Annotated in this window: 11 protein-coding genes; 7 read left to right on the forward strand and 4 right to left on the reverse strand. The window is 44.5% G+C overall.

Features of this window, described 5'->3' with window-relative positions:
* Window positions 1–13 precede the first annotated feature (13 nt).
* The 3 genes from dsbC to djlA form a co-directional block, all read right to left on the reverse strand.
* The gene (gene dsbC, locus EYS00_RS13440; protein ID WP_130637446.1) at window positions 14–745 is read right to left on the reverse strand and encodes a bifunctional protein-disulfide isomerase/oxidoreductase DsbC; all 732 of its coding nucleotides are present in this window, start codon (window positions 743–745) and stop codon (window positions 14–16) included.
* A gap of 163 nt (window positions 746–908) precedes the next feature.
* The gene (gene xerD, locus EYS00_RS13445; protein ID WP_130637448.1) at window positions 909–1,826 is read right to left on the reverse strand and encodes a site-specific tyrosine recombinase XerD; all 918 of its coding nucleotides are present in this window, start codon (window positions 1,824–1,826) and stop codon (window positions 909–911) included.
* Entirely contained in the window at window positions 1,823–2,665 is an 843-nt protein-coding gene (djlA, locus tag EYS00_RS13450; protein WP_130637450.1) for a co-chaperone DjlA, read from the reverse strand. The genes xerD and djlA overlap by 4 nt, the downstream gene beginning before the upstream one ends.
* Window positions 2,666–2,969: 304 nt before the next feature.
* Here djlA and lptD point away from each other — a divergent pair, with 304 nt between their 5' ends.
* From lptD to EYS00_RS13485, 7 genes are all read left to right on the forward strand, one after another.
* On the forward strand, window positions 2,970–5,198 hold the full coding sequence (lptD, locus tag EYS00_RS13455) for an LPS assembly protein LptD (protein WP_130637452.1): 2,229 nt from the start codon (window positions 2,970–2,972) through the stop codon (window positions 5,196–5,198).
* 62 nt (window positions 5,199–5,260) lie between these two features.
* Window positions 5,261–6,544 (forward strand): peptidylprolyl isomerase SurA, encoded by a 1,284-nt coding sequence (surA, locus tag EYS00_RS13460; protein WP_130637454.1) that lies wholly within the window; start codon window positions 5,261–5,263, stop codon window positions 6,542–6,544.
* 13 nt (window positions 6,545–6,557) lie between these two features.
* The gene (gene pdxA, locus EYS00_RS13465; protein ID WP_130637456.1) at window positions 6,558–7,547 is read left to right on the forward strand and encodes a 4-hydroxythreonine-4-phosphate dehydrogenase PdxA; all 990 of its coding nucleotides are present in this window, start codon (window positions 6,558–6,560) and stop codon (window positions 7,545–7,547) included.
* A complete protein-coding gene (gene rsmA / locus EYS00_RS13470) occupies window positions 7,540–8,367 on the forward strand; it encodes a 16S rRNA (adenine(1518)-N(6)/adenine(1519)-N(6))-dimethyltransferase RsmA (RefSeq protein WP_130637458.1) in 828 nt (275 codons plus the stop codon). Before pdxA ends, rsmA begins: the two co-directional genes overlap by 8 nt.
* A gap of 13 nt (window positions 8,368–8,380) precedes the next feature.
* Window positions 8,381–8,755 carry a Co2+/Mg2+ efflux protein ApaG gene (apaG, locus tag EYS00_RS13475; protein WP_130637460.1) on the forward strand — a complete coding sequence of 125 codons (375 nt, stop codon included), beginning with the start codon at window positions 8,381–8,383 and terminating at the stop codon, window positions 8,753–8,755.
* 10 nt (window positions 8,756–8,765) lie between these two features.
* Window positions 8,766–9,587, forward strand: a complete 822-nt coding sequence (locus tag EYS00_RS13480) for a symmetrical bis(5'-nucleosyl)-tetraphosphatase (protein ID WP_130637462.1) — start codon at window positions 8,766–8,768, stop codon at window positions 9,585–9,587.
* 259 nt (window positions 9,588–9,846) lie between these two features.
* A complete protein-coding gene (locus tag EYS00_RS13485; protein ID WP_130637464.1) occupies window positions 9,847–11,871 on the forward strand; it encodes a methyl-accepting chemotaxis protein in 2,025 nt (674 codons plus the stop codon).
* Window positions 11,872–11,961: 90 nt separating this feature from the next.
* Here EYS00_RS13485 and EYS00_RS13490 read toward each other — a convergent pair whose 3' ends face one another.
* Entirely contained in the window at window positions 11,962–12,804 is an 843-nt protein-coding gene (locus EYS00_RS13490) for a trypsin-like serine protease (protein WP_130637466.1), read from the reverse strand.
* Window positions 12,805–12,948 lie beyond the last annotated feature (144 nt).

Consider the following 12,948-nt stretch of genomic DNA (forward strand, 5'->3'; position numbering starts at 1 on the left):
CCGTGTTGTTTGATTAGCTCGCGTTTTGAAGGATTTGGAGCAAGTCAGCTGCCGGCTTGTAGCCAGGAATGAGTGTACCGTTGTCGAGGATGATATAAGGTGTACCTTGAACACCCACCTGTTGCCCAAAGCGATAGTGTTCTGCCACCTGATTTTCGCATTGCGCAGCAGTGACTCTCTCACCCGCTTTTGCATCAGTAAGTGCTTCGGTTGGTTCTTCCGCACACCATACAGATACCATGTCAGTATAGTTTTGTGAGTTCAAACCAGCGCGGGGAAACGCCAAATAACGCACAGTAATACCCATATGGTTTAAATCATCGATTTCGTCGTGAAACTTTCTGCAATAACCACAAGTGATGTCTGTATAAACCGATACAACATATTTTTCATCATCCGCTTTAAATTCGATGCTAGATGGCGCAAATTCCATCACACCGTCTTTACGTTTTCCCGCCAGAGCAGCATCAGTTTCATTTCTCATCCCTTCATCAAGATTAAAGACGCGAGCTTGCACAAAATACTTACTGTCATTACTCACGTAAAACAGGCCCCGAGAGGTAAATACTTCTCTTAGCCCACTTATAGGTGAACTTGATACTGACTCCACCTCCATACCAAGTAGCGCCTCTAGTTTCATTTTGATTGCAGCATCAGCGTTTTCAGTATCTTCCTGAGCAGACGCTGAAAAACCGACGAGTATATTCACTGCTAGGGCGAATAGAAGGTAACCGGTGAATTTCACTACTTAAACTCCATAAACTAAATATTCGTAGCAGGCAAAACTGCCCGCAAAAAGATTCTAATGATAAGACCTTTGGTTCAACAGAAAAATTCCATTGCCAACCGTAAATAAAAAATCAAACACTCACCCATAGTACCATACGAGCAACCAAGCTCTAGTGGCGTTAACCTCTAGGATGGTGTTGTTCAACTAAATTTTGCATGCGCTCTCTCGCCACATGCGTGTAGATTTGTGTGGTAGACAGGTCACTATGCCCAAGCAACATTTGCACTACTCGTAAATCCGCGCCATGGTTCAACAAATGCGTAGCAAAAGCATGGCGAAGCGTGTGAGGAGAAAGCTCTTGCGTAATGCCAGCTTTGACCGCGTAATACTTAATACGATGCCAGAAGGTTTGACGGGTCATTTGGGCGCCTCGTTTACTCAAAAATATCACGTCACTTTGCTGCTTTTGCAGCTCTGGTCGGCCAAACTTGATGTAATACAGCAACGCGTCTATTGCCGCCTCTCCAAGGGGTACAAGGCGCTCTTTATTCCCTTTACCGGTAACTCGAACGACACCTTGTTGTATGTTCACCTGATCAACACATAAGCTGATCAACTCAGATACACGTAAACCGGTAGCATAGAGTACTTCCAACATAGCTTTATCACGGCACTCGATAGGGTCATCAGTATTAGGTGCGTCTAATAAGGCCTCAACGTCGGTTTCACTCAGCGAATCAGGTAGTGGTTTTGGCAACTTAGGACGGGCCAACGAGGTTACCGGATTGTCTACTCTGATTTGTTTTTCAATCAGAAAGTTATAAAACGCGCGAAACGCACTCAACGCTCTGTGCGTGCTGCGTGCAGATAATCCCTCTTGATGACGTTGAACTAAGTAATCTTGCAAATGATCGGTGGTTACCACACCTATGTCGTTAATCCCCATATTATTGCAAGCAATAGCAAGCTTCTTTAGGTCTGTGCGATAGCTGTTTTGAGTATGCTCTGACAAGCCTTTTTCAAGCCACAACATATCGATAAACTGATCGATATGAGCCTGACTGGCAGCGGGGACATAAGTTAGTACTCGCTTCACCCAAACTTCCTGTTTTTCTTAACTAGCTCGTAGGCAGATTGGATGTCTTGTGTTTTTTGCTTAGCAATATCCAATGCTTGCTTTGGCAAACCTTTCGACATTAACTTATCAGGGTGATGTTCTGCCATGCGTTTTCGGTAGGCGCGCTTAATATCTTTTTCATTGTCGCTCGCATTCACTCCAAGTATCTGATAGGCATCGGCGAGTGACTGCTGCTCAGAATAGTTCTTATGATTAGATTGGCGCTGGGAGCGCCCCTGCCCCCGCTGTCTAAACCTTACTTCGGCCTCGAAAATACGGATAAGGTTGTCGAGATCCAATCGTTTGAAGCCAAGGGCCTTTGCCACTTTTTCAAGTACTAGGTACTCAGGTTGTGATAGTTCCCCATCTGCGAAGGCCGCTTGTATAAGTAGCTCAAGAAACACCTGCAAGATATCTCGACGTCCGTGACATGCTTCATGCAAGCTTTTCAATGTATCCACTAGAGGAAAGTCTCGTTCTTTACCCTCTCTAAATGCAGTTTGAGCTTCCCGCTTTGCATCACCTGAAAGATTCATATCATCCATCAAAGCAGAAGCAATTTGGATTTCTTTTGTTGTTACGGTGCCGTCAGACTTTGCTAAATGTCCAAGGGCGGCAAATAAGCTGTGAAAGAACACGGCCTGTTGCTTAAGTCCATCTTGATCGGTAAAAAAGCGACCAAAACCGCCCAGTTGAGAAAAATCCTGGCTGTAAGCTTTATCGAAGAAATGACCGACGATGAGTCCGAGAATAGCGCCAGGAATTTTTAGGAACATAAGCCCAAAAACAAAACCGAGCACTTTACCCCATATCGCCATAACAAGTTGTCTCCCAAGGTGTGACTTAATCTGTAAAAAATGAGTAACGTTCGGCGAACATCTCAGAAGATGTACTGTTTTATCTCACTAATGACAATTTTTTTGCTTCAACGGTTGGTAAATCCCTAATAAGTGCTTAGAATTGCGCTCTTACCGTTGAGTAAGATGCTCAAGGATAACGGCTAACTTGCCAAACTTGAAGCGTATAAATACTAATAAACCGAATGTTGAACTCTACCTCGTTTATGGGGTCACAGCTAACGCATTCAAGCAGTTAAGAACTAAACAGGTCACTCACCTTCGCATGAAAACGTCTTGCGCACTAATCGTTTCCACATTACTTCTCGCACCCATTGCGAATGCGCAGCAAGCCGCTCCCATCAACAATGCCAACACTTGTATTGTTGAATCGGTTTCATTTGATCAAAGCCAATTGATGCCAGAGGGTCATGTTAAAGTTGAAGCCGATAGAACAGAGATAATCGAAAACACCATTGCATTATTCTCTGGTGACGTAAATATCACTTCTGATACCGCGATTATCAGCGCGCAAGAAGCACAAGTTAGTGAAAACGGTGATAATCTTACTGCGTCGGGTGATGTAGAATATCGCGATGTTCAGTTGACCGTTCAAAGTGATAGTGTTTCGGTGTCGTCTGACAATGCCCAATTAACAATGGAAAACACTAGTTACAAACTAGCGGGGCTTAATGGCCGAGGTAACGCGAGTGACATCATCCTCAACCAAAATGTAGGGTTACAACTGAATGATGTTTCCTTTACCACTTGTCCCTTAGGTGGTGAAGATTGGAAAATTCAAGCCAGCGAAATTAGTATAGAGCCCGGTTCAATATGGGGACAGGCTAAACATACCCGTTTCTATGTTGGGGATGTGCCAGTGTTTTATCTTCCCTATTTTGCGTTTCCCATCAGTAACCAACGGCAAACCGGTTTCCTGTTCCCTAACATTTCAAGCTCAGCCAGAACCGGCGTAGACTATGAGCAACCGTTTTACTGGAACCTCGCGCCAAACTATGACATGACGATATCTCCGAGGTTAATGACACTCAGAGGGATTCAGCTAAAAACTGAGTTTCGCTATATGTCGACAGACAGTTTGAGCGTTGCGAACGTGGAATACCTGTCCAGTGACCAAGATATTGATAGCTCACCGGATCGTTATTTCTATCGCTTACAGCACCAAGGGGTTATTTGGGACAATTGGTTGCTCAATGTAGACTTTAATGGACTAAGTGATGATAACTACCTCGTCGATCTTGGGTCAGACTTTTATAACCGCTCTGATACACATTTATATAAAACGGTGAGCTTGAGCTATTACTCAGAGTCACTGTCCGTAAACATGCACGTGAGGGATTTTGAAGTATTAGGTGACGCCACAGATTCATACCGCGCGCTACCTGAGATTAAGCTGAGTTATCAAACCCAGTTAAGCTCAATGTTAGAGTTCGATCTTGATTCTGAAATAGCCTATTTTGACAGTAATGCGGGCACACTACCTTCAGCAGCTCGTCTACATGTAGCTCCAACGCTGTCAGTACCCCTACGAAGGGCGTGGGGTGAAGTATCTGCTGAGGCTACTTTGATGAGTACCTTGTATCAGCAAAACAATGTTGAAGGTACTGAACTCGATGAAAATGTCACTAGGAACCTTGGGCAGGTGCGTTTATTTGGTGCTTTATATTTTGAAAAGGAAGGCTCTTGGTTGAGTCAATCGTCTCGAATGACGCTTGAACCTAAATTACAGTACCTGTACACCTCTTTTGAGGATCAAAGTAACATTGGCCTATACGATTCCACATTATTAATTACTGACGTTGAGGGGTTGTTTCGTGGTCAGGAGTTTACCGGCTTAGACCGCATCAGTGACAACGACCAAATCACTGTTGGATTAACCTCACGTGTTATCGATGAAAACAATCGGGAACAATTTGCCCTCAGTCTGGGTCAGATATTTTACCTCAGTGACAGTAAAGTCGTTACAGCACAGCGAAATCGAGACCGCTCGGCGTTAGCTGCTGAAATGGACTGGCGAATCGGTGGAAAATGGTTCCTTCATTCTGATGTCCAAGTATCGACCGATAATGACAAAGTTGATTTGAGTAGTGTTGGTGTTGAGTATCGCGAAGATGCAAGCCGTTTTATTCAAATGACACATCGCTATGTTCGTAACCTTTCCAATGAAACTATCGAACAAGTGGGTTTGTCAGCAAGTTGGCCTATTGCTAAAGATTGGCAATGGGTGGGTCGAGCTTATCGCGATTTAGAGGGCAAGCGCAGTATAGAATCGTATTTTGGTGTGCAATATGAATCCTGTTGCTGGGCAATCCGACTCGTCGCGGAGCGCAGCTTGAGTAATCGATACAATAATGCTGGAGAGCAAACAACTAATGAATTTGATAGTGGTGTCTCATTGCAGTTCATTTTCAAAGGTATCGGCTCTCAGGGTACACAAAGAAGCATGTTAGCTGACGGCATGTTTGGCTATCGACAGCCATATAGTTTAAATTAGAGCCATGTGAGCAATGACAACAATTACGGTCATTGACATTAACTAGATAAAAAAGAGTACGTATGAAGTTCTTATTCAAGGTCTTAGTGGTAAGTTCAATACTCAGTATGAGTGTTGCAGCACAAGAAGTGTTGTTAGACCGCGTTGCGGTAATTGTTGATCAAGGCGTTGTACTTGAAAGTGAAGTCACTGCCCTTGTTGCAGATGTAAAAAGAAATGCAGAGGCCAGTAATCAATCGCTTCCTTCAGACCGCGCACTGAGAACTCAAGCTATTGAAAGACTGATCGTTAAAAACCTTCAGCTTCAAATGGCTGAGAAAATGGGTATACAAATCAGCGACCCACAGTTAGAACAAACTATTGGCAACATCGCCGGTAGTCAGAACGTCACCATTGACGAGATGCGTCGAGAACTCGCGTTAGAAGGCATTGCTTACGAAGATTACCGTGAAGATGTACGCGAAGAAATCATCATCGGCGAGGTGCGTCGTGCTAATGTGCGTCGCCGTGTTTACATTACCGAACAAGAAATCAGTACATTGGTCGACCTTATCGATCAACAAGGTGCAGAACAAGCAGAGTATCGCCTTGGTCACATTTTGATTGGCTTCCCACCATCGCCCACTGATGAAGATATTACAGCAGCGAGAGAACGTGCTGACAAAGTCCTAGACCTGCTCAACAACGGTTCAGATTTTGCCCGAATTGCAATTGCATCATCGTCGGGTAACGAGGCGCTAGAAGGCGGTGACATGGGTTGGAGAAACATCAATGCTATGCCCACGCTTTTTGCAGAGGCCGTTCAAAGTAAAACCAAAGACGAATTAGTCGGCCCTATTCGAAGTGGCGCTGGATTCCATATTCTTAAAGTTCTAGACACCCGTGGTATCGAGAGAATCACCGTTGAAGAGGTAAACTCTCGTCATATTCTAGTATCTCCGTCGATTATATTGAGCGAAGAAAAGGCTGAGCAGATGCTCGCTGAATTCCGAGTTCAAATCGAAAATGGCGAAGCAGAGTTTGCCGACCTAGCAAAGGAGCACTCGGAAGATCCGGGTTCCTCACTACGTGGCGGTGAACTGGGTTGGACAGATCCAAACAACTATGTTCCGGCGTTTAAAGATGCGCTCGCCCAACTTGAACCAGGTGAGTTTAGTGACCCAGTTCGCTCAGTTCATGGTTGGCACCTTATTCAGCTTATTGACCGCAGAGTTGATGATGCGACTGACAAGCGCAAAGCAGATAAGGCCTATCAGCTTATTTATAACCGTAAATTTGCAGAAGAAACTGAAAATTGGCTACGCGAAATGCGCGATGCCGCGTATATTGAAGTTCTAGACTCTTAAATAAGACACTTGCATGACCACATTCAAAAAATTAGCCATCACTCCAGGCGAGCCGGCTGGCATTGGGCCAGACCTTATCATCCAGCTCGCCCAAGAGTCTTGGAAGGCGCAGCTGGTCGTTTTCGCCGACCAGCAATTGATGGAACAAAGAGCTAAGCAACTCAATTTACCGCTTACGCTTATTCCCTATGATGCAAACGTGACTGCCCTCCAAGAACCGGGCAGTTTGTATATTCAGCATATTGAAAAAGCGACAGATGTGGTTGCGGGCACCCTTGATAGCGAGAACGGGTTGTACGTTGTTGAAACCTTGCGTCAGGCTTGCCAAGCTAATATGGAAGGCGACTTTGACGCCGTGGTGACAGGTCCTGTTCACAAAGGCATAATCAACAAAGCGGGCGTTTCATTTAGTGGCCACACTGAATACTTTGCCCTGCAATCAAACACGATTGACGTTGTTATGTTGCTCGCAACTGAGGGGCTGAATGTTGCTCTTGCAACAACGCATATCCCGCTAGAGTATGTATCCAGAGCAATTACACGCGAGCGCCTTCACAAAGTCATCCACATCATAAATACTGACTTAAAACTCAAATTTGGTATCAAAGACCCACATATATTTGTTTGCGGACTCAATCCACATGCAGGCGAAGATGGACATATAGGTACTGAAGAAATTACGACGATCAGCCCTGCGCTTGAAGAGCTGCGCAACGAAGGGATCCGAATTACCGGCCCACTTCCTGCTGACACCATCTTTCAACCTAAATATTTGGACAATGCCGACGTTGTATTGGCAATGTATCACGATCAGGGTTTACCTGTACTAAAATATAAAGGGTTCGGCGCCTCGGTGAACGTTACATTAGGGCTGCCATTTATAAGAACTTCTGTCGACCACGGAACTGCGCTCGATTTGGCAGGAACTGGACATGCCGATGCTGGAAGTTTCAAAGTTGCTTTAGAAAAGGCTATTGAGCTAGCACACAATCACAATGAGTAAAACACACTTAGGCCACACGGCCAGAAAGCGTTTCGGTCAGAACTTCCTGCACGATGAATACGTAATCGGCAATATTGTTGCCGCCATTGCCCCAAAACCAGGGCAAAATTTATTAGAAATCGGCCCCGGTTTGGGAGCTTTAACAGATCCAGTTTGTGAAGAAGTGGACGCACTGACTGTTGTGGAACTGGATAGAGACCTCGCTAAGCGTTTGCGTCATCATCCGTTCCATGGTCAAAAGCTATCCATTATTGAGCAAGATGCGTTGACACTCGACTTTTCACAAGTTGCTCAGTCTCTCCCTGCGGAGCGAGGCAAACTTAGGGTGTTTGGAAACTTACCCTACAACATTTCAACGCCACTCATGTTCCATTTATTTTCCCATGCCAAGCACATTGCTGACATGCACTTCATGTTGCAAAAAGAAGTAGTGACAAGGCTGGCGGCAGGTCCTGGATCAAAGCATTATGGACGTTTATCAGTAATGGCCCAGTACTATTGTGCCATTACTCCGGTATTACAAGTTCCACCGGGTGCATTCAAGCCACCCCCGAAGGTTGATTCCGCTGTGGTTAGACTGATTCCTCACGCTACGCCTCCGGTTGATGTTGAATCCGTTGAGCTGTTAGAAAGCGTATGTGCAAAAGTCTTTAATCAGCGCAGAAAAACATTGCGTAACGGGCTAAAAGAGTTACTTACCGATACGCAAATAAGTGACTTAGGTATCGATCCGGGTGTTCGCGCCGAAGTACTACCGCTATCAGATTTTGCCAAACTAGCCAATGCGGTTGCTAGAAACACAGCACAAGAGGAAGGTTAAGAAGGTCATTAGCATGCAAGATCCCGACATCTTAGTTCGAGTGCGTACTCGACACCTACCCGATCACCTACCTAGTGACAGTGAACAATACGCTTTTGCGTACCACATTACTATTGTCAACACGAGTAATGAAACCGTGCAGCTCAAGCGCAGGTATTGGCTTATCACTGATGCCAATGGAAAATCGTCAGAAGTAGAAGGTGAAGGTGTCATAGGCAAGCAACCTATTCTTGCGGCCGGTGAGGAGTTTGATTACACCAGCGGTGCAATCATAGATACACCGCTGGGCAATATGCAAGGTTACTACGAAATGGAGAGAGAAGACGGCCAGCGTTTTCGCGTGCCCATTGACGTGTTCAGGCTCTCCGTCCCCAACCTTTTACATTGATTGAGGCACCATGTCTAACGGACAAACCTGGGTCGTAGGAGATATACAAGGCTGTTACGACGGACTTTGCCGTTTACTCGACAAAATCAAGTTTGAACCTCACAAAGACCAGTTAGTGGCTGTGGGTGATTTAGTAGCGAGAGGAGAGGACTCTCTCGCCACGCTTCGCTTACTAAAAAGTCTGGGCAATAGCTTTACCACGGTGTTGGGCAACCACGATTTACACCTATTAGCCGTTGTTCACCACATTAAAAAAGTGAAAAAGTCAGATAATTTATCCAATTTGCTAAAAGCCAGTGACTTGCCAGAGCTTGTGAATTGGATGAGAAGCTTTGGTCTGGCGAAAGCTATTTCTGATAATCATACGATTGTTCACGCTGGACTATATCCACATTGGTCGGTATCTGAACTACTTCGCTACAGCAAAGAAGTCAGTGCCGCTTTACAAGCAGATGACTACCCCATGCTACTCGAACAAATGTATGGTAACGGACCAGCGCAATGGGATGAGAGCTTGAGTGGAATAGACAGGTTACGGTTTATTATCAACGCCTGTACACGAATGCGATTTTTGAATCCACAAGGTCAGCTAGATTTTGAGGTCAAAACTCATCCAGACAGCGCTCCACCTAATTTTACCCCCTGGTTTAACGTAAAAAATAGCAAACTTACCAAAGACCAAAAGATACTTTTTGGGCATTGGGCGGCATTGCGTGGCGAGACTGGAAAAAAGCAGTTTTGTGGTTTAGACACCGGATATGTATGGGGACAAAACTTATCTGCTATCAATTTATCCTCTGAAAAAATTACGTCCGTATTTTTTTCATCCTAATTCCAGAATGTTTTTTACTTATTTTTAACAATTATTGGCACTAAGTTGTTTAGCTAAGCTACTATTTTAAAAAGAGTCTTATATTTTCGATAATTACCTTAAGACAGTTACCCTTTAGCCGATACCAATACAGACCCACTAGTTTTGAAGTTTACAAACTGGTTGAATGTGATTTTTACCTAAAAGTTAGGTAGGATGATGAATTAATAACAGTTGTATCGTTATATAAAAAGAATAATACGCAAATCCAGGAGTTCCGATGAAGATCAATGTTGCAACGCGTATAATCGGTGGATTCATTACAATTTGCTTTTTGCTAGTTGTAATAAGTGCTGTGTCTCTGTTCAATTTGAATTCAGTGGGCTCGGCGACAGAGGAAGTGAACAATGTCGCATTACCAGCAGTTGCAGGTAGTAATGCGCTTAAAGCCAATTTTCTCAATATGGGCAGACTCACCTTTGAAGCCTATATAGAAGACGATCTCGACGGTCTCCAAACCAAACGCAACAGCTTCAATCAAAGTCGTGATATGTTCGACGCTGAATATAAGAAACTGGCACAGGCGGTGGCTGACGAACCAGAGCTTAAACAAACGCTCAATCGCGTTCGAACGTCCTACGAGTCATATTTGGCAAATGTGGAACGCATGTACTCCAATCACCAACAGTACATGGATATCCGCAATGCTATCGACGATCAGTTAATGACCGCAGAAGACAGCGCCGACGACGCATCGACTTATTTATTGGATTTCTCCGATATGGATGAAGTGCAGTCTAATAGTAGCTTATCCGATGCCGCTGATATTGGTGGTGACTTAGAAACTGCCCTACTTTCCTTACTTACCGTTGCTTACGAATATGTGGATACCGACACCCTCGTCCGCGCTCAAACTATTGGTAATGAAGTATCTTTAGTGGTTTCAAAAGTCGATTCGTTGTTGCAAGATATGCTAAACACCGCGAACGGACAGGATGACTCTGGCACACTTTCCGATATTAGCGACCTAGTGGCAGATGGCCTTGATGCAATTACATCAAGCAATGGTGTGGTTCAACTGCATGTGAATCGACTTGAACGTCGTAATGATGCACAACAAGCATTGACCGCGTCCGACAGCAACATTGCGCAAGCAATCATCGAGCTTGAACAGTTATTAAAACTAGCCGACCAGAAAGCAAAAACTGTCGAGAGCAGCGTAAATTCTGCAGTAGCTTCAGGAAATACCGTGGTTATTTTGGTCGTTATCGTTTCGATTGTCATCGCGATAGGTATTGGTTATGTCACAGTACTAGCGATCACCCGTCCACTTAACCGTGTTAACGAGCTATTGAACGTCGCCTCATCTGGTGACCTTACGCGTACCCTCGATGACAGTGCAGAAGATGAATTTGGTTTATTAGCGAGAAACTGTAATACCCTCATCGGCAACCTAAAAGCGCTTATCACTGGTATTAATGAGCGTGCCGAACAGCTTGCGGCAGCAGCAGAAGAAACCTCAGCAGTCACTTCTGAAACAACACATTCGATTCAAGACCAGAAGTCGCAGATCGCGCAAGTGGCAACAGCGACCACTGAAATGCATTCCACCTCCCAATTGGTTATGCAAAATGCGGAAGACACGCTGAGTCAGATTCGTCATGCCGACGCTGAAGCGAAAAACGTAAGAAAGATTTCTACTGACAACAAGAATACTATCGAGGTGCTAGCTCGCGATGTTGAAGACGCAGCAGAAGTTATCAATAAGCTGCATCAAGACAGCGCTAGTATTGGCGGTATTCTAGACGTTATTCGTGGCGTAGCAGATCAAACTAACCTACTCGCTCTTAACGCTGCTATCGAAGCGGCACGTGCAGGTGAACAAGGTCGAGGCTTTGCGGTAGTTGCTGACGAAGTAAGAACGCTAGCCAGCCGAACTCAAGAGTCTACACAAGAAATCAACGCCATGATTGAAGTGTTACAAGCCGGTGCAGAGCGCGCCGTATCAGTAATGAATCAAGGTAAAGAGCAAACTGCTATTTGTGTATCTCAAACTGAGAAGGCAACACAAGCGCTAGATATGATTTCTGACGCGGTACACAATGCTCATGATGTCAGTACGCAAATAGAACAGTCTGCACGTGAACAGAATACCGTATCTCAAGAAATCAGTGAAAAGCTCGAGACTATCGTAGGCATTGCAGAAGAGACAACGTCTGGTGCACAACAAACGTCAGACTCTAGTCAAGAAGTTGCTCGATTGGCTGATGAGCTTCAACAGTCGATTCGCAAGTTTAAGGTATAAGGCGACGAACAAAGCGCGACATTAACTCGTCCTCAGAAATAAATTAAAAAATGCGGCCCAAAGCCGCATTTTTTTTGCGCTAAAAGCTTTCTACAAAACACTGCTCGAATTTATCACTTTATCTATCCAGCCTCGTACTCTGGCTACATTCACATAGTACTCTTTCCATCCATATTTACCTTCACGGCTGTGCCACTCACGTTGAGGGTAATCTCCCGCAGAACTTATTCCTACAATAAACAAAGCGCCTTGATGCTCAACAAGTGCTGGACTACCACTATCTCCAGGACCATTAATCCCCTCTAGAGGTAACGCATTCGCAGTGGTGGGGTCGTCAAAAGTAAAGACTAGGTAGTTTCCGTCAAGTGCATCAATTTGATTATGAGCAAGTCTGAATTGTCTGTCATTGACGCGATCTTTACGTGATACTCCATCGATGCCGTTTCCAAAGTCGCCCCACCCTAGCACTTCAATGTGTTGTTTAACTTGGATGTTGAACGACGCCAAGCTCATTGGCCTAATCTGTTCTAGCGGCTTATCCAACTCAATAAGCGCAACATCAAGTGATGGGTCTTGGAGGTTTTCTTCTAGCCCTACGATATTGTCATTGTCATCTCTAATAGCTTTGATAACACCATAACCGTCATGCACATGAATAGATGCCACATTAGCATCGTGACCAGCAATGGTTACAGGAGAACCGGGCTCTATAAGAATCGTGCAGTGTGCTGCAGTAATTGCCCACTGATGACTTATCATAGTGCCTACGCAGTTCTTTTCCCTGCCATTATCTTTTATAGGGAAAATAGCAGGGAACTCAGTTTCGTCTTTAACATATTTTTGATCATCAACGTCATGTCTAATGATTATTGCGTTTGCTTGTAAACTCACAATAGTCAGTAGGCAGTTTAATAACAGTGTCTTTCTAAACATAGCGTTATTCCTTTGCTTGGTAATTTAGAAGCACACTGCAGTATCGATACCAAGCCTCAAAGCACTGATATTATTGACATTTCATTCTTTAGCGCCATTTTGAATTGAATATACGTTTCATTTTCGGGATAGAGTTTTCGATAT

The sequence above is a fragment of the Alteromonas sp. KUL49 genome (genome assembly GCF_006538345.1).
Taxonomy (GTDB): domain Bacteria; phylum Pseudomonadota; class Gammaproteobacteria; order Enterobacterales; family Alteromonadaceae; genus Alteromonas.

Coding starts and splice junctions, on each gene's coding strand:
- djlA (WP_130637450.1), bottom strand. CDS start 2,665: ATGGCGATATGGGGTAAAGTGCTCGGTTTTGTTTTTGGGCTTATGTTC.
- lptD (WP_130637452.1), top strand. CDS start 2,970: ATGAAAACGTCTTGCGCACTAATCGTTTCCACATTACTTCTCGCACCC.
- surA (WP_130637454.1), top strand. CDS start 5,261: ATGAAGTTCTTATTCAAGGTCTTAGTGGTAAGTTCAATACTCAGTATG.
- pdxA (WP_130637456.1), top strand. CDS start 6,558: ATGACCACATTCAAAAAATTAGCCATCACTCCAGGCGAGCCGGCTGGC.
- rsmA (WP_130637458.1), top strand. CDS start 7,540: ATGAGTAAAACACACTTAGGCCACACGGCCAGAAAGCGTTTCGGTCAG.
- apaG (WP_130637460.1), top strand. CDS start 8,381: ATGCAAGATCCCGACATCTTAGTTCGAGTGCGTACTCGACACCTACCC.
- EYS00_RS13480 (WP_130637462.1), top strand. CDS start 8,766: ATGTCTAACGGACAAACCTGGGTCGTAGGAGATATACAAGGCTGTTAC.
- EYS00_RS13485 (WP_130637464.1), top strand. CDS start 9,847: ATGAAGATCAATGTTGCAACGCGTATAATCGGTGGATTCATTACAATT.
- EYS00_RS13490 (WP_130637466.1), bottom strand. CDS start 12,804: ATGTTTAGAAAGACACTGTTATTAAACTGCCTACTGACTATTGTGAGT.